Raw genomic sequence first — 16,106 nt, 5'->3', positions numbered from 1 at the left:
TGGTATTTAGGATATGCACCCCGATGATGCGATTCAACAGAGCGCTGAAAGGCTGCTGATTCAAGTACAATCAAGGGCTTTGAAGTTGCGATAACTGGTCGTGCCCCGGTAAAATGCTGGGGCTTTCTTGTTTTTATCACTGTCAATCGCCCTCAATCTCCGTCAACTTCCATCTCTAACTGATACAACCGCAAACTGGGATGTTCGCCAATCAATTTCCAGCAATATCCCTCAACAATTGGAGTGGGTCGCACTCCTTGGCGGTACAGAAAGATTGGTTCGTGTCGCATCAAGGCGGTGAATATCTCCCGTTGCCTATCCTGCCCATCATCCCAAATCAGATGAGATTTACCGAAGTATCCCACATCCCTGAAACTAGCGAACAACAATTCCATGAGAGCTTGCTGCTGTTCCTGAGTGAGCGAGGATTGACCGTAGGTATCGATTTGGGGTGATTGGGATTTTGGTTTGAGCGATGCAATGAGGGCGATGGCGAGGTTGAGGTACTTTTTCATGAGTAGATGGAGATGCGTCTGCTTTTTATTATGCAATCACACAGCGACTTGGAAAAAATCTGGCACCAACTCAATCTCTACTAAGCGTTGGATTTACAGAAATTAAGTGTGGTGCATCGATTTTGGTGAGTAACATCTACAACTTTTGCCTCCGGTGAGCTGTTTGAGAACCCAACTTTAAAAATAGGTTTTACGATCGCACCGCAATTGGGGCTATTTACACTTTATGCCCTAACAGCCTTGGCGGTTGCTACACTATCGCCTTGGTATTGTAAATCTTAGCCCGTTAGTAATTTGGCGAATGTTTTCCTTGTTCGCAGACAACATGAGGTGATTGTAGTTTCCCCCATTCAGGCGAATCGGTGTGGGATAGCGGACAATGAGCGTTGCCATTCTTTCCAGCGTCCGATCTTGGTCAGAGGAAGGCAAAATTAAACACGCTGGGCGGCCCTGGATTTGTAACCTCTGCATCCGGGGACGAGTACCATAGGGATTGAGTTTATGATTCATTACACTCTTACAAACATTCTGAATCGTTGACCGTGGCGGTGACGACAACCCCATTATCTGGAAGAATCCATCAGCACCGCTAAAGCGTTCTTCATAGCCCTTGGTAGGTCGCCAATTGCTGGGATAGCTCAAGCTAACACCATACGCCGAATTCTTGTATTGCTTTGTACTGGAAGCAGGTTTACGTGAAACTTGATTTTGACTAACTGATGGGGAAAGCTGGCTGCTACTGCTACCAGGAGAGAGTATTCCTGTTAGCGGCACGAAGGTTAGAAGTCCTAGGCTACACAAGAGTGAATATCGATAAACAATGTTTTTCATGGATTTTCTCGAAATACTCTAGAGGCTTATGTAAACAGCTAGAAATCCGGTTTTTTTCAAGGATTGTTTAGTAATTCAACAATCTCTGTGAATTGGAACAATCTCGAACTGTTACTGATACCTTTCGCTCGCATTTACCTATATCCGGTTAAAATGAGGATGGGAGCCTTAGAAATTCGGTTTGCTAAGATTTAAGATACGGAAACAGCACGGATACAATCTGCCTGGCAGCATTGCTACCAACCTCTACTACATTTACGCTTATTAACCGGGATTTTGTCTCTTTCTTACTTCTCCAGTTCGCAGGGTCAAATAATACTTTTTTGAGTAACTTGCTATCAGGTGAGGAATCCCAGCAGTTTCACTTACCAAATGGCTGTCCCCAATATTGCCAGCATTCTTTATTAAAAGGCGACTTCCACTTGTAGATAAGCTCGGACTCTAGTTGCAGCCGCTTTTTTCGATTGCTCGGCGCTCCGTACCAAAATGCTATGGCTACACTCACATCTAGGGAATAACGCCGATGCAGTTCGATGTAGTTGCCGACGTAGTTGTAGCAATAGTGGTTCGCCCAGCGCTGTTTCGGTGTTTGCTGCGTTTCTCCCACGTAAAGAACCAAGCGGAATGCGTTGTCGATGACAAAATAGAGGCAAGTACGATCGCCCCAATCCGGTTTCTCACAAAATGAGAGATTGTGCAATTGCAGGGCAAACGGGTCTATGCTGTTGGAGTCACAAGGATTTACTGCTAGCTCGAATAGACTTCCCTGTCGCGGTTGTGGCGCACTTTCAGATTGTTGGTGTTCAAAAATGCGTTGTTTCCAAGAATACAAAGCCTCGGAACTCATCGTTAGTTGAGGAGATTTAGCGGAGCTGGGTTTGGGTTGCGGAAAAAGTTCGAGTTGCTGCACAGATTTTAAGATTGTTGGACGATCGCTGCTGGAAAGTGTAAGCTCAATAGAATTCTGCCAAACGCCACGCTCACGGTAAGTAAGTCGGCGCTTTAAAACGCAACTATGTAAACGATGTAAAGTGTTCAAATGCTCTCTACTGGCTGACTTAAGCCTATTTACATACTGTTACATTATTCGGTTTAATCCCGCCTACCTACTTAGAAATTACTACCTGGACTAATAGGGTGGAGAATTATAACCGCCATTAATAGCTAGGAGTCGAGCGACTGCTGTAAACCAAGTCAGGGAATAAATGTTTAGCCGACTGTCAAGCTTTATCAGACAACAACAGTTTAGCCGATTGCTTCATCGCGAGTCCGACAACAGCAATTTACGCGACTGTCAAGGCTGGTATAACGGCTACTATGTTGCCAATTTTCTCATACTCCTTATTTGATTTTTTATTCAATTTAGATAACGGCAACCTATAACTTTCCATTCGGACGTTCGGTAAGCGGGGTTCCCGTCGGACTTCGGCGTGAGGCTTCGACCATGAGCTTAGCCGAATTGTGGCTCGATTGAGCGCAAGCCGAATGTCGCTCAGTCGAGCCGCATAGTTCACGGCGAAGCCTTCCTTTCCCCTCCCCAAATAATCAGCTTTTTCTACCCTTCCCCTTCCTCTTCCCTTCCTTTTTCCACCCTTCCCCTTCCCCCTCCCCCTCTTGCAAACCTTTTAAGAGATGAAAAACTGATAAATTCCGAGCGCATAGAACCCGATTTAAGGTTAAGGAAAGTGGCAAACCTGCGCAAGTCATTCGTCAAAGTGAGACGGAATAAATAGTCAGCAATAATGGAGGCTATCCCCTGATTAATTGTGAGACTCTGAGCGTTAATAGTGGCTAACTCAGCACAAGATAAATAGGTATTTGCCAGTTCTTCAGGCTGGGATTCTCTCAAATTGGGGCACTGCCAAATAGGAGAGGGTAACGCTCCCATAATGCCTGTTTTCTCAAATTGATCTAGGTGAGTAATTAACCCCTCACCACAATTATGACTACCTAGTAGAATTTGACCGCTATCAAAGTTATTGCCAGCATCAAGATACCAGATTCTTGGAATATCAGAGTGGCGGTTACTTTCTAGTGTTTTGCCGAGGGAACGACGAGCCGCACTATTGTCAACGCAGCCAGTGATAATTACCAAATCATTCCAGTATGATTTTACCAATTTGGGGTCAAAATAGTCAGGAATTGCACTAATTTCTAGCCCCCAGGTAAGATTGTAACGCAAAGCAAGAGTAGCGGCTTTATTCAATCCGAGTTCAGATTGACAAAATCTCTGCCTTCCCAAGTTTTTCTCTTCAACAATGTCAGGGTCAACAAAGGCAACATTGACATTTTTACCACGTTGTTTGAAAACGTAAGCTAATCGTGCTAAACTTTCAGCTACATAAGAGCCAGTGCCCCCACAGCCAACGAGCCACAAGTGTAGGTGAGAGTAATCTTTGAGGAGGAGAGGGGTAGAATTGGCGTACTCAAAGTCGAGGTTTAAGGGAGTTTTGGTAAGCATCGGTGATAAAATATGGCTCTTCAAATACAGAACTAGCTTTAATTAAGCTATAGTGTCCGAAAATTCCGATTCTGACTAAAATCTCAGGATTTAAAGTATTAACTTTACCCAAGACTGCATAGAGTCTAAACCCGCGCTCGTCAGCATCATCTGTGCTACTAAAGAAAGCAGGCATTTCTCCGTGAGAGTGGCATTCAATTAAGGCAGTTGAGCAGGATAAATTATCAAGAGGTTGGCAGCTTGTTCGTGTAGTTGTTTGGAGTGGAATTGTCAGTTGCCATTGATTGCAGCTGTCAAGGGATAGGTGAAATAAAATCTCTGTGAGATTCCCACTATTATCTTTGCTAAATGCAGATTTTGTACACATAGAAAGGAGTAATTCTAATGGTACTGAACGAGTGTCAAGGTGCAAGTACGGTTCTATAGATGGCAACCCTTTGATAGTATTGGGCGCTGAATTTGCAACAGGAATCATTGCCTCTAGTCCGGGGCGAACTGAACGCACAAACACGCCGTTAGAAGCTGTAACGTATTCGCAGAATACTCCAGTAGCAATGGGAGGCAAGGGAATAGAGGCATGAATGTGGTTAAAAAGTTTTAGCATTAACTTAAACTTGGCGGTTGAAAGAAAAATGTTGAGTGCAATCCCTAGATAGGGTTAGCAATCAATAAAAGGTGTTCTATTAAAGAGTTAATTGACTGGTTGCACCTGCTTTCAACTAAATCTTTAACAGGATAGGAACGCCTTTTTTTCAAGGCTAAACTTTTCAGATGTTCTCTGACATCTTGGGGAAACTTTCGGCTTTTTTGGCTGGATAAGTCAGCATTGAAAGGAGTAGTGATGAAAGTTTGCCAAGCAATATCAATGGTTTGAGTTGAAGCAACCGGGGGAGTATTTTGTCCCCAGCAAATTAAACCGTTTGGGTGGATATTTGGTAAGGGAGTATGGTAAGCTTTCGCCTCTGGGTTGAAGGTGGCGACATCAGTTGCCCATACCCAATATTGAGTGTTCTGTCCTACCAATACCAAAGCGGTTAGCGGAATAGTAATCGGTTCAATATCATCAAAGTGGAGGTTATATTGAGCAGGATGTATGAATTTTACTACCCAATTTCCTTGAGAATTAGTTCCCCACCTTATGACTCCTGGAGGCATCCAACCTGTATCAATTGGATCGTGAGAAAATGCAGTTCTCAAACTGACAGAGGAGAGTAGTTTGTAGTGTTCCTTTGTCCCTTCTCGATAATGGAACAGGTATTGTTCTTTGATGAACAGTAATTCAGCATCAATTTCTGTTAGCTGTCGGGGAGCTATTTGCAGAATTTCACGGAAGGCTTCTCCTGACAAATGTTGCATAATAGCTTAAAATTGATAGAGGTTATAGAGCTAACCCGATAGGTAAGGTTAGCTCCTACTTGAAAATTAGTATTCATTCGATTTCATTAGGGTAGCAACTCTCCAAGTTTTATCCGAGTTTTCTGGGCATTCTGAACTCACTTCTTGGTTGTCCAGCCAAGCTTTTCTGTCAAAATAATCGATTTTGAAAAAGTAGTTTTTGCTATCCAGTTGAATGGCAAAAAAATCTCGTTCTCCGTAGGGGTCGTTGCCCGATTCAAAACTGTTAAAATCTCTTACTAATTGCAGTAATTTTTGTTGGTATTCAGGAGGAAGAGCTTTTACAGTTTGAGTGATCCGAATTTCACCAATTTTGGTATTTCCTTGACGCAACTGGTCATTGAGACGTGCAATTCTTTCGGTTGTTGTTAGAGTTTCAGTCATGGTTAAGACCTCAATTTCCAACAGCTACAACCGCACTAGCGGTTGCTGCTTCACAATGAATACGCTTAAGCGGGGAGCTCAGCATTTTTAGACTTGAGAGTTTCAATCGTAATTATTTGGATTCATAGGTAATTCAAATTGACAAAGTGCTCTTGTTCCAGAGTTCAAGAATTTGCTGAAAACGTCGAGGGCGGTCAGTAGCAAGCCAGTCGATAACCTGTTGAGCTTGGGTTATTACTTCTTTAGCACTTTGCCATTGCGCTGATAAAGATATCAAGTTTTCGACTGTCCATTCTCTAAATTGATACTCGTCTTGAGCGCAGCCGTCTAGCCAAATATTACCTGTTGAATAATTGAGGAAACTTAGTACAATTGGCACTGATTTTATGGGAAAGTCAGCCAGAGAGCAAAGCTCTTGGAATTGCAGATAATTGATACGATCGGGTGGTAAAACGTGAGAAAATAAAACGTTAAATTCCTCTTCATACCAATCTTGTGCGTCATTTTCAGTTAGCCAATCTAGTCCTTTAGAAGTTAGAGGCAGCAAGATTTGCCACTCAGGGGCTAATGACTCAATATCATAATCTTCATAGCTCAACCAATCTAACCCCCAAGGCTCTATCAGGAGTTCGTCGAGGCGTTCTTCTTGGGCTATTTCTAATTGCCAGGGGCTGATAGGGATAAGTTCTGTTTCGTCAAGCCGACTGAAAAATTCTAATTCGCGGGGGCTATGAATGTCAGGACTATCAGAGTAAATAGAACTGGTACTGGTGGTAAATTCAGTTGGAAAAAAGTGTTGGTAAAGGTTTAGTATTTGAATACTATTAAGCGTTTGCTGGAGAAATTCAATCGCTTCAATTGGCTTGGTTACTGGGTAGGAGTGTCGCAAACCAGCGATGGCTTGCGACACAGACAAAATGGTTGCAGGCATTAAAAATTCAGGGGAATTTGGGGATGTGCAATAGCTGGCGCAAGTTGCAGTTGTTTGAGAGTTGCTTTAAATCGCTGTAGTTCTTGTTCACCTCTCGCTATTGCTTGAGAGATTTCTTGAGTGCGACTTGCTAAGGTTAGCGGAGTAACATAACCGTTGATAGATTCACATTGGAGAGCCCAAGTGAGTTGGACAGCTTGATTCGGTTCTTCTGGTGCTGCCATAAGTGAGGAGAGTGGGGAATGGGGGGGAGGATTTGATGAGTTTTTATCTGGCATTGAAATACGCAATTTTTATGCAGTACGGATAGTTTTTTTTGCGACTCTTCTACACCTTTTGTCTTGGCTTGTTTGATGATTTTAATGGGTTGACCTGCTTTTCTTTCAATCGTAGCTTCGCTTAATTCCGGGAAGTAAGGAAGCAGGACTTCGAGTAACTTTTCATCATTTGAAGTAATTTCGTTGGGCAGTTCAATTTGTCTGCCTTCGTATTCTATTAGACTCATTTTTACCTCTTTAAAACAAGGAAATTTGGACTCCGATTTCACCCTTATTGACGGGTGAATCAGTAGGGTGTTGAGGGATTGGTTTAGCTTTCTTGCGGGGTGGACGTAAAGAAGAGCGAATTTGAGCACTCACTTTTCGGTTAGGTAAATTGGAGGCTAACCGCTGGAGCAATTCTTGTAAAGCACTTGGCCAAGCTCCAATTGAGTTCTCTCTAACTTGTGTTAATAGTGGTAAGTCGTCGTGGCTCGTTGCTGTAATTTCTACGATTCGCCCTTCTGGATGCCCATCGTCTGGTCGCATAACAATGTGGATTTTGACTGTACAAAAATTGAATTCATAAGGTTCTGATTCTCCTTCATCAAGTAAGTCAGGACTCTGTGAAGTGTTCTCAGTTTTGTTGATGGTTTCACCCACTTTTTGAGTAGCTGAAAGTGGAATATCCTCTCCAGTTAGTTCGGAATTTGGTTCTATTTGGGTCATGGCTGGATTCGCAGTACAAGCAAGTGCAGCTTATTCTCAAAAATTGCCGCGATCGCGGCCTTGCTTTTAACGATCTATTTTTTGTAAAGTTTTAACGGTAAGCGTGTTTCCCAAGAAATTTCTTAATTAATTCCCATTAATTATCTGTCCGACAAGATGCGGTCGCACTTGTCTCTATTGATTCTTTGATTGTAATTGCTCAACCCCCTTGACAAGAAGACGAGATAGACATTAGATAAAGGAATGGAAAAACTACCCGACAATCAAGCAACTATTGAACGAGGCAAAAGAAGCCTTGATAGTAGAGCTATGGCAAGAAATCCAAAAACTCAGCGCAACATTAGCCACCTACGAACCTTGCGCCAGAGCCATCTCCCAAAAAAACTCTTCAAAATTCCGAAGTATTGATAGAGCTAGTACCTAGATAGCAAATAAGTAGACAGAATGGTACACTTATCGACAAAACTACGGTGTACCATTTTGTTTAAACTCGCGCGTTTTTGCAAAAAAACTGGGATTGTCAGTAAAAACACTCCAGCGTTGGGATGTCTCAGGGAAGCTACCGGCCAAGCGCACCCTATCAGGTCATCGGTTTTACACAGAAGACGATCTCTTGATAGCTAACGGATTGAAGCCCATAGAGGCCAAACGAAAAATCGTAGTTTACTGTCGAGTTTCATCCAGCGGGCAAAAGCCAGAACTCAAAAACCAGATGCTAGCAATGGAAGCCTTCTGCCTAGGTCGAGGGCTAAGCGTTGATGACTGGATATCGGAAATTGGCGGTGGACTAAACTTTAAGAGAAAAAAGTTTCTAGCAATTATGCTGTCAATGCTTAAGGGTGAAATATCAACAATCGTAATTGCACACAAAGATAGGATGTGCAGATTTGCCTTTGAATTCATCCAAGAACTTGCCGTATCAGTCGGATGTGAAATTATAGTCGCCAACCAAGAATCACTGTCTCCTCAACATGAATTAGTAGAAGACCTGATGGCAATAATTCACTGTTTCTCCTGTCGGTTATACGGTCTACGAAATTACTCCAAGGAAATCAAAGAAAATTTAAAAAAGGCTATTGACAAACCAGTACAGGACGTGGCAGAGTTAAACAAAGAAATCCAGTGTTGAGGTCGAACAATGCTTCTATCCATCAAAACAAAGTTAAAGCTAAACAAAAGTAAATCAACAGTTATGAGTAAACACGCTGGCATAGCGAGATTTACTTATAATTGGGGACTGGCTACTTGGAGCAGCCTTTATAAAGATGGATTGAAGCCCAACAAATACTTGCTCAAAAAATTCTTTAACAATCATGTAAAACCTGAATTTACGTGGATAAAGGAGGCGGAAATCTGTCAAAAGATAACCCAATACGCCTTTGACAATCTTGGAGATGCGTTTGCTAAATTTTTCTCAAAAAAAGGTGGATATCCCAGGTTTAAGAAGAAAGGGCATCACGACTCTTTCACGATTGACGCTAGCGGTAAGCCTATCCCTGTGGGCGGTACATCTATAAAGCTGCCGACAATTGGCTGGGTAGAAACTCACGAAGGGTTGCCTCATACAACTTGCAAGTCAATCACCATCTCGCGCACTGCCGATAGTTGGTTTATCGCATTTGCCTACGAACAACATCATGAACCTACAGTCAAAAGTCATGACGTTGTAGGAGTTGACCTGGGTGTTAAAGAGTTGGCTACGCTTTCAACTGGCGTAGTATTTCCGAACCCAAAGCACTATAAAGCGCATCTCGCAAAACTTAAGAGATTGTCAAGAGTCTTAGCGAGAAAGGTGAAAGGTTCCAATAATAGATGTAAAGCCAAAATTGAACTAGCAAAGCATCATGCAAAAATAGCAAACCGAGCGAAAAAATACTCTACATCAAATCACTACTTACTTATGCAAAAACCACGCAACGATAGTAGTAGAAGATTTGAATGTCTGTGGAATGCTAAAGAATCACAAACTTGCGGTATGGTAATAGCTGATTGTGGATTCCATGAATTCAAGCGCCAGTTAGAATACAAAGCTAAAAAGTTTGGCTGCGAGATCGTCGTTGCCGACCGCTGGTTCCCATCAAGCAAGACCTGTTCAAATTGCGGACTAATCCAAGGTATGCCGTTAAAAGAAAGGACTTATAACTGTGAAAGTTGCGGTCATTCGATAGACAGGGATTTGAATGCAGCAATAAATTTATCACGGTTGGCTAAACCGTGAAAGCTTACTGAGGGATAGCCGCTCCCATGCCCCCGATGAAGTAAGAAGCAAATGTCTAGACTTGTCTAGTATTTGTATAGCAGAAGGAATATCTATTGCGCTCGCAAGCTATATTACTATTAGCCACATCTACGATTGCACAGCTATCAATCAGAGCATATTTACTTATGCAATTGTAACTATCCGTACAAATGCGATCGCTTTAGAGCGTAAATCAACACTATGATAAAAAGTTGTAGTTAGTAGAGAATCAGTAAAATATATAAAAAATTCTCCCAGCTATCAGTAGGTTCTGTCGCTGGGAGAAATCGCTGGAAAGTCGGTTTATTCAACTAACGCAGGTATCTTGATTAATTCGATTTCAAACCTTCGCTGCATTCGCCGTTATTCTTTAGGCACAGTAGGCTTTGGTTGGATGTCAAAAATAATCACAAATGTGCGGGTTTTCACTAACCGCTGCAAAACCCGTAGATGATCGTCTGCATCGTTTCTCTTACGAAATCGTGCCACAATAACACGCTGACAATTAGGAAGCAGGCTAATGATACACCACGGGTGCAATTTTTCAGAGTAGGTCATTTTAGTACCTCAGCAGTAAAAGTAACAGATTGTGCTCTTGTTTCATTGCTTGCCAAGACAGTAATTGAATAATCTTGTCAAAGACAGGTCACGGTGACATTGATATTTGACGAGGTTTGTGCTATAACCAGCTCAAATTATTTTTTGATGCTGAAAAAGCTTGGTGTATGGCAGCCACCAAAACTGTTTGAACAAGTCAGCAGTATATGATTGCGACAACGTATACAGTCGTTGCCCTAAACAGTCTTTCCGTTATACGCGCCATTAATCCAGGCTATTCTCTTCGCAAGGCGGACACAGGAAAGCCACCAATCCCTCTGGAATTTCCTCAAAATGCTCCAGCAGAAAATCCATTAAAGCCAAATGACGCAAATCGACAGCAGTAGGAAATCGGCGATTTTCCCCCTTTCTAAACCAACCCCGCACTGTAGAATCAGAACGAGAACAAATAAAAGCAATTTCCTCATAACTCACTCCCCACTTTGCATAAAACTGCCTCGGTGTCATTTGCAATTGGCATTCACTGTAAACTGCAATCAAATTGCGTTCTCTATCTGTCAAAGTCTGCTGCTTTTTTATCATCCTCAAACTTCTCCAAATCTTCTTCCCAGGCAGTATCAAACTGACACCACTTTGCACTTTTGGAATCAGGAGTAAGGCAAATGATGTAGCACCACATCCAACAACGCTGACGCTGTTCGTAGTTGTAAAATTTGCCTATAACCATTCCTCTGTCACCTTCTTCGCCAACATCAGTCCAGCGCACCATCTCGCCACACTCAAAGCGCGGGGGATGAATTTTGGCAAAATTTGCAGGCAACTCAGTTGAAGGTGGTATATCCTTCAACTGTTTTAGTGGCAGGCCCGAAATCAAATCTCGCTTTCCTTTTGAGATTGACATGAGTTCTTAACTGTGCATCGACTGCAACTGATTTGTTTTGATAGGTTTTCAGATCAATTTCTTGATAAAGAAATTGCAGCGCGACATCTCCTTAAATCAATCAATTGGAATCTATATTTGAGCGACTATTTTCAAAGTCAAACTCTGACTAGGCTATGATTTTTTTGAGACCCCGCCCAATCGCGTTGATGTCAAGTCCGGTTGCAGCAGACTTGTATAGTAAAGGTGTAGTTGCTTTCGTCAGCGAGGTGCGATGATCGACAAACGTCTCCAAATCGAACCACACCGGGAAGTAGAAGGACTATTGGAGAATATTGATGATTTGTTCTTCAGAATATAACCAGCCAGCAAAAAAGGTTGCAGGTAGAATCAAACAATAGTATAATTAGATTAGTTACTAATAATTTTCTTGGTGGCGCGGTGTTATGACAGCCCTTGAACCTGTTACCTTCAGAGACCTCATCGACGCGATCGCTACCTTGCCGATTATCAACTTTCCCGAGAATTCGAGTCAGTTGAATAGCAATAAGCGGGAAGTGAGTTGCAACAAGCGCCTCCGATTGTCCAGAAAGCGATTGAGCCGGATTTGGTTGGCCATCAAAGAATAGAAGCCAGTTAGCCTACTTGACGTAAACTCCCTTTCGTCCAATAATGAAGGAATTTACTCTAAGAGGCGGCGCCGTGAAGGTTCTTGGGAATGGGCGCGCTAAGATTTTGACGCCCGCAGAAATTGACCGACTGTTTGACCGGGGTTTTATTACAGCAAGGGACAGGCTTTTGTTTGCTGTAACTTTTTACTGCGCCTGCCGCATTTCAGAGGCGTTAGCTTTAACAACTCACGACATTGTTGGGGGGTCAGTCACGTTGCGGAAAGCGACGACAAAGGGGAAATCAGCAACGCGAACGCTGCCGCTCCATCCTATGCTGGGTAAGTATTTAAAGGCTTACAATCCAGATGTGGGTTTTTTGTTTCCGGGGCGAGACAATACGAAGCCTTTGACGCGCTCTTTTGCAGATTTGATTTTTAAAGAAGCTTGCAAGCGGGTAAGAATTAAGGGAGCTTCCACACATTCCATGAGGCGGACAGCACTCACGAACTTGAGCAATGCGGGGGTGCCGCTGCGGGTGATTATGGAGATTTCAGGACACAAAAATTTGTCGAGTCTCCAGCGCTATTTGGAGGTACAGCCGGAACAGCTTGTCAAGGCGATCGCGCTTTTGAAGTGAGCCGTTCAACAGTGAAATTATTTAGTCCTAGACGCACGCTTCCACATTATGTCATTCGCTCGCCCAGCGCGCGAAGAATCTCAAACCTTTACAAAACCGCCCGCTTAGTGCGTCCAAGACTGTTAGTTTGGCGGGCGAACGGGAGCCAATTTTTATTCCTACCCCCAGATGGGGACTTTCCGTACAAAGGGTTGCGCTTCTTTGATGTTGAAGATGCCCCCCCTGACTTGTTTATGAGCCAGAAGTATTGACCCAATTAAACCAGCAAGCGAGCTGGGGATAGCCGAAAAATATCATTAAAAATATTTACAGAAAAAACGATCGCAAGTACAGTAGCAAAATGCAACTAAAAACTGGGCAAATTGTCAGGGTGCGATCGCGCCAATACCTCGTCGAAGAAGTCGCACCCAAATTCTCCGAGGATACAGACACCTTAGTGCGACTGTCGTGCTTAGAAGATGATGCCTTGGGAGAAAGCCTCGAAGTCCTGTGGGAACGAGAAGTTGACGCCATAGCGATCGGCAATAACTCTTGGGATTCCGTCGCGAAGCGGGGCTTCGACAATCCTAAACTCTTCTCAGCTTACCTGCACACCCTGCGCTGGAACTGCGTTACTTCAACCGAACCCAAGCTATTTCAATCTCCCTACCGAGCAGGCATCGAAGTTAAAGCTTACCAGTTAGAACCCCTCCGCAAAGCCTTACTCATGCCGAGAGTTGGGTTATTTATTGCCGACGACGTAGGCTTGGGCAAAACGATCGAGGCGGGACTGATTTTGCGGGAAATGCTGATCCGCCAGAAAGTGCGACGGGTGGTGATTTCTTGCCCCCCTACTGTCGTGCGACAGTGGCAAGAAGAAATGGAAAGCCGCTTCGGGCTCAGTTTCATAATTTGCGATCGCTCCTTTGTGGCCACCTGCAGGCGCGATCGCGGGTACGGTATCAACCCCTGGACAACTCACACCCGCTTCATCATCTCCCATGCTTTGCTCAGAGATGAAACCTACACCGGCCCACTGCGAGATTGGTTGGGCGAATTTGCAGCCGCATCGATGCTGATTTTAGATGAAGCGCACAATGCCGCCCCTGCCAGCGGTGCTAAATATGCTGTTGATTCCCAGCTAACTCGCACAGTGCGAGATTTAGCGCCTCGTTTTGAACATAAGTTATTTCTCTCAGCAACGCCTCACAACGGCCATTCTAATAGTTTTGCAGCGTTGTTAGAAATTTTAGATCCGCAGCGGTTTTGCCGGGGTGTCCCCGTGCGCGATCGCAAATTACTCGACTCGGTAATGGTGCGCCGTCTCAAGCGAGACTTGCGGGAAATTGGCGATGATTTTCCGAGAAGGGAAGTGATTGCGATCTCGATCGACAACCTGCCTGAAACTGCACCCGAACTCCAACTTTCGCGCTTGCTGCAACACTATCGAGAATTGCGAGAAGAGCGATTGCAAGGTGAATCTCGCAGCAACCAAGCAGCGGCGATGTTAGTAATTACCAATTTGCAAAAGCGCTTGCTGTCATCTATCGAAGCCTTTACTCGCACGTTGAAAGTTCACCGAGTAGCTTTAGAAAAGCAAGTTTCTAAACAGCCAATTTTGCGGTTAGAACGCTTACAACTGCTGTCTGAATCGGCGGGAGGTGATGATGAGCGGGCGGAACTGCCAGAGGAAGAAGTGCAGGCAGAAGAAGACGCGCAAATGGCAGCGGCAACTGCTAATAGTTTATCACAAATTACCCAGCGAGAACAAGAAATTTTGTCAGAAATGGCGGAAATTGCCAATGCTGCTCGTTATCAACCTGACCCGAGAATTATTAAGTTAATTGACTGGATTAGAGAAAATCTGTGTCCTGATTTAGGGCAGCCAAATGCTCAATGGTTAGAGCGGCGCGTCCTAATTTTCACAGAATATACAGATACCAAACGTTACTTAGAAGAACAATTGCGATCTGCCTTTGCCAATTCTCACTTAGAACACCAACGAATCGGCGTTTTTCATGGTGGCATTGGCGAGGAACGGCGCGAGGCTATTAAACAGGCATTTAACAGCGACCCAGCCAGCAATCCCCTTCGGATTCTGATTGCCACAGATGCAGCACGAGAAGGGATAAACTTACAAAATTATTGTGCTGATTTATTCCATTTTGACATACCTTGGAATCCCAGTCGCATGGAACAACGCAACGGTCGCATTGATAGGAAGCTTCAGCGTTCGCCTGTTGTTAATTGCCATTATTTTGTATTGCCGCAGCGAATTGAAGATCGAGTTTTAGAGGTTTTAATTCAGAAGACAAAAACCATTCAATCAGAGTTGGGAACTTTGACACCTGTTGTCGAAAAAAGTATGTCTCGTTTGCTGCATAATGGGATTATTCACAAAGAACTGGGAAAAATTACTCAATCCCTTGAACAAATATCTGTAAGGTGCGTCAGTCCTAATTCAAGTACGCAGTTAGAAACATTTAATACTGACGCACCCTACACAATAAACTCAGAAACAATTAATCCTAACACATCCACCGCCATTGGCGAAGAATTAGAAGAAATTCGCCTTCGCAAACAAGACCTCATTAAACAGATTTCCGAACTCCAAGAAATGCTCAAGAAATCGCGGGATTGGTTAGGTTTAGATGACCGCCATTTCCGGGATGCAATCTCAGCTTCATTGGAAATTTTAGGTGCACAGCAACTCAAGCCCATTGACGTAATCGCAGCAAACCACAATCCAGAAACAGCGAAATGGGAAATCCCTGCACTTAACCAACGAGTCGGGGCAGATCCAACTTGGACAGTGACGCTGGATACCTTGAGAAAACCTCGCCAAAGAAGTCAACAACTGTGGGATTGGCGTAGGGAATCTCCCATCCGACCAGTGCTTTTTCGTGACCCTGGTTCTCTGGATGGCGAAGTGGTACACTTGCATTTAGAACACAAAATTGTGCAGCGATTATTGGGACGATTTTTAGCCCAAGGATTTCTGCATGATGAATTAACTCGCGCTTGTATTTGTCTCACCGATGACCCGATTCCTAAAGTTATTGCCTTGGGGAGATTGTCACTTTATGGAGAAGGTGCTACCCGACTTCATGATGAAGTAATTGCCGTTGCTGCGGAGTGGACAGATCCGGCAAATAGGGGGCGGAAAAAACTGAAGCCTTTGGGAGAGGGAGAGAAAGAAAATGTATTGGAGTTGCTAGAAAATTCTTTGGCAAATCCGCGATTGCGAGAGGTTTCTGAAGGGGTAAAAATTCGCCTAAAGGAAAGTGCGTCTCAGGATGTTGAGGAGTTAATTCCGAACCTGGAAAGTCGGGCAGAAGTATTAGCCCAAAGGGCAAAGCGGAAGTTAAATGAGCGCGGTTTGAAAGAAGCAACTGAGATGAAGAAAATTTTAGAACAGCAGCAACAGCGCATTTTAGCACGGCAACAAGAAACTCAAGCGGTTCAGTTATCTCTTTTTCCAGAAGAGGAACAGCGACAAGTGGATGCTGATAGGCGTTATTGGCAGAAACGTCTGCAAGGTTTGTCTGAGGAATTAGTGAAAGAACCGGCTCGAATTGAAGCGATTTATCAGGTAAAAGCGGTGCGAATTGAACCAGTAGGGTTAATGTATTTATATCCGGTGTCGGGTTGAGTCTGGGTAGGGTGCGTTAGGCGGTTATTCATAGTTAGAATTGGGTA

Annotated in this window: 16 protein-coding genes; 4 read left to right on the top strand and 12 right to left on the bottom strand. The window is 43.8% G+C overall.

All coding sequences use genetic code 11. The features are described from left to right. Nucleotides 1-152: 152 nt before the first annotated feature. From QUB13_RS08590 to QUB13_RS08545, 10 genes are all read right to left on the bottom strand, one after another. Nucleotides 153-515 carry a hypothetical protein gene (locus QUB13_RS08590; protein WP_333380067.1) on the bottom strand — a complete coding sequence of 121 codons (363 nt, stop codon included), beginning with the start codon at nucleotides 513-515 and terminating at the stop codon, nucleotides 153-155. Nucleotides 516-770: 255 nt separating this feature from the next. Further along, nucleotides 771-1,289, bottom strand: a complete 519-nt coding sequence (locus QUB13_RS08585; RefSeq protein WP_333380066.1) for a hypothetical protein — start codon at nucleotides 1,287-1,289, stop codon at nucleotides 771-773. 418 nt (nucleotides 1,290-1,707) lie between these two features. Continuing rightward, on the bottom strand, nucleotides 1,708-2,385 hold the full coding sequence (locus QUB13_RS08580; protein WP_333380065.1) for a hypothetical protein: 678 nt from the start codon (nucleotides 2,383-2,385) through the stop codon (nucleotides 1,708-1,710). Nucleotides 2,386-2,901: 516 nt separating this feature from the next. Then, the gene (locus QUB13_RS08575) at nucleotides 2,902-3,807 is read right to left on the bottom strand and encodes a ThiF family adenylyltransferase (protein ID WP_333380250.1); all 906 of its coding nucleotides are present in this window, start codon (nucleotides 3,805-3,807) and stop codon (nucleotides 2,902-2,904) included. Next, nucleotides 3,773-4,411: a Mov34/MPN/PAD-1 family protein gene (locus QUB13_RS08570; protein ID WP_333380064.1), complete on the bottom strand. Its 639-nt coding sequence runs from the start codon at nucleotides 4,409-4,411 to the stop codon at nucleotides 3,773-3,775. Before QUB13_RS08570 ends, QUB13_RS08575 begins: the two co-directional genes overlap by 35 nt. A gap of 44 nt (nucleotides 4,412-4,455) precedes the next feature. After that, nucleotides 4,456-5,163 carry a hypothetical protein gene (locus QUB13_RS08565; protein ID WP_333380063.1) on the bottom strand — a complete coding sequence of 236 codons (708 nt, stop codon included), beginning with the start codon at nucleotides 5,161-5,163 and terminating at the stop codon, nucleotides 4,456-4,458. 66 nt (nucleotides 5,164-5,229) lie between these two features. Next, nucleotides 5,230-5,586: a DUF3768 domain-containing protein gene (locus QUB13_RS08560; protein WP_194060237.1), complete on the bottom strand. Its 357-nt coding sequence runs from the start codon at nucleotides 5,584-5,586 to the stop codon at nucleotides 5,230-5,232. A gap of 133 nt (nucleotides 5,587-5,719) precedes the next feature. After that, nucleotides 5,720-6,517, bottom strand: coding sequence for a hypothetical protein (locus tag QUB13_RS08555; protein ID WP_333314185.1), 798 nt, complete (start codon nucleotides 6,515-6,517; stop codon nucleotides 5,720-5,722). A gap of 136 nt (nucleotides 6,518-6,653) precedes the next feature. Beyond that, entirely contained in the window at nucleotides 6,654-7,022 is a 369-nt protein-coding gene (locus tag QUB13_RS08550; RefSeq protein ID WP_333313959.1) for a hypothetical protein, read from the bottom strand. Nucleotides 7,023-7,032: 10 nt separating this feature from the next. Beyond that, nucleotides 7,033-7,503 carry a hypothetical protein gene (locus QUB13_RS08545; RefSeq protein ID WP_333380062.1) on the bottom strand — a complete coding sequence of 157 codons (471 nt, stop codon included), beginning with the start codon at nucleotides 7,501-7,503 and terminating at the stop codon, nucleotides 7,033-7,035. 511 nt (nucleotides 7,504-8,014) lie between these two features. Here QUB13_RS08545 and QUB13_RS08540 point away from each other — a divergent pair. After that, a complete protein-coding gene (locus QUB13_RS08540; RefSeq protein ID WP_333380249.1) occupies nucleotides 8,015-8,632 on the top strand; it encodes an IS607 family transposase in 618 nt (205 codons plus the stop codon). A 9-nt stretch (nucleotides 8,633-8,641) separates the two neighbouring features. Then, nucleotides 8,642-9,721, top strand: a complete 1,080-nt coding sequence (locus tag QUB13_RS08535) for an RNA-guided endonuclease InsQ/TnpB family protein (RefSeq protein WP_333380061.1) — start codon at nucleotides 8,642-8,644, stop codon at nucleotides 9,719-9,721. An 843-nt stretch (nucleotides 9,722-10,564) separates the two neighbouring features. Here the strand turns inward: QUB13_RS08535 and QUB13_RS08530 are convergent. Together QUB13_RS08530 and QUB13_RS08525 are read right to left on the bottom strand one after the other, a co-directional pair. Beyond that, nucleotides 10,565-10,882 carry a helix-turn-helix domain-containing protein gene (locus QUB13_RS08530; protein WP_333380060.1) on the bottom strand — a complete coding sequence of 106 codons (318 nt, stop codon included), beginning with the start codon at nucleotides 10,880-10,882 and terminating at the stop codon, nucleotides 10,565-10,567. Then, nucleotides 10,851-11,201 (bottom strand): hypothetical protein, encoded by a 351-nt coding sequence (locus QUB13_RS08525; protein ID WP_333313952.1) that lies wholly within the window; start codon nucleotides 11,199-11,201, stop codon nucleotides 10,851-10,853. Before QUB13_RS08525 ends, QUB13_RS08530 begins: the two co-directional genes overlap by 32 nt. 651 nt (nucleotides 11,202-11,852) lie before the next feature. Between QUB13_RS08525 and QUB13_RS08520 the strand changes: the two genes are divergently transcribed. Together QUB13_RS08520 and drmD are read left to right on the top strand one after the other, a co-directional pair. Then, on the top strand, nucleotides 11,853-12,428 hold the full coding sequence (locus QUB13_RS08520) for a tyrosine-type recombinase/integrase (protein ID WP_333380059.1): 576 nt from the start codon (nucleotides 11,853-11,855) through the stop codon (nucleotides 12,426-12,428). 340 nt (nucleotides 12,429-12,768) lie between these two features. Continuing rightward, nucleotides 12,769-16,059, top strand: a complete 3,291-nt coding sequence (gene drmD / locus QUB13_RS08515) for a DISARM system SNF2-like helicase DrmD (RefSeq protein WP_333380058.1) — start codon at nucleotides 12,769-12,771, stop codon at nucleotides 16,057-16,059. Nucleotides 16,060-16,106 lie beyond the last annotated feature (47 nt).

Origin of the sequence: Microcoleus sp. B4-D4 (assembly GCF_036705185.1) — a bacterium.
In the GTDB taxonomy this organism is placed as follows: domain Bacteria; phylum Cyanobacteriota; class Cyanobacteriia; order Cyanobacteriales; family Microcoleaceae; genus Microcoleus.
This window is presented reverse-complemented; position numbering and strand designations above follow the sequence as displayed.

Bases quoted from the DNA above. Each gene is read 5' to 3' on its own strand.
- drmD (WP_333380058.1), top strand. From the start codon at position 12,769: ATGCAACTAAAAACTGGGCAAATTGTCAGGGTGCGATCGCGCCAATAC.
- QUB13_RS08575 (WP_333380250.1), bottom strand. From the start codon at position 3,807: ATGCTTACCAAAACTCCCTTAAACCTCGACTTTGAGTACGCCAATTCT.
- QUB13_RS08590 (WP_333380067.1), bottom strand. From the start codon at position 515: ATGAAAAAGTACCTCAACCTCGCCATCGCCCTCATTGCATCGCTCAAA.
- QUB13_RS08535 (WP_333380061.1), top strand. From the start codon at position 8,642: ATGCTTCTATCCATCAAAACAAAGTTAAAGCTAAACAAAAGTAAATCA.
- QUB13_RS08570 (WP_333380064.1), bottom strand. From the start codon at position 4,411: ATGCTAAAACTTTTTAACCACATTCATGCCTCTATTCCCTTGCCTCCC.
- QUB13_RS08565 (WP_333380063.1), bottom strand. From the start codon at position 5,163: ATGCAACATTTGTCAGGAGAAGCCTTCCGTGAAATTCTGCAAATAGCT.
- QUB13_RS08545 (WP_333380062.1), bottom strand. From the start codon at position 7,503: ATGACCCAAATAGAACCAAATTCCGAACTAACTGGAGAGGATATTCCA.
- QUB13_RS08530 (WP_333380060.1), bottom strand. From the start codon at position 10,882: ATGATAAAAAAGCAGCAGACTTTGACAGATAGAGAACGCAATTTGATT.
- QUB13_RS08525 (WP_333313952.1), bottom strand. From the start codon at position 11,201: ATGTCAATCTCAAAAGGAAAGCGAGATTTGATTTCGGGCCTGCCACTA.
- QUB13_RS08520 (WP_333380059.1), top strand. From the start codon at position 11,853: ATGAAGGAATTTACTCTAAGAGGCGGCGCCGTGAAGGTTCTTGGGAAT.
- QUB13_RS08560 (WP_194060237.1), bottom strand. From the start codon at position 5,586: ATGACTGAAACTCTAACAACAACCGAAAGAATTGCACGTCTCAATGAC.
- QUB13_RS08555 (WP_333314185.1), bottom strand. From the start codon at position 6,517: ATGCCTGCAACCATTTTGTCTGTGTCGCAAGCCATCGCTGGTTTGCGA.
- QUB13_RS08550 (WP_333313959.1), bottom strand. From the start codon at position 7,022: ATGAGTCTAATAGAATACGAAGGCAGACAAATTGAACTGCCCAACGAA.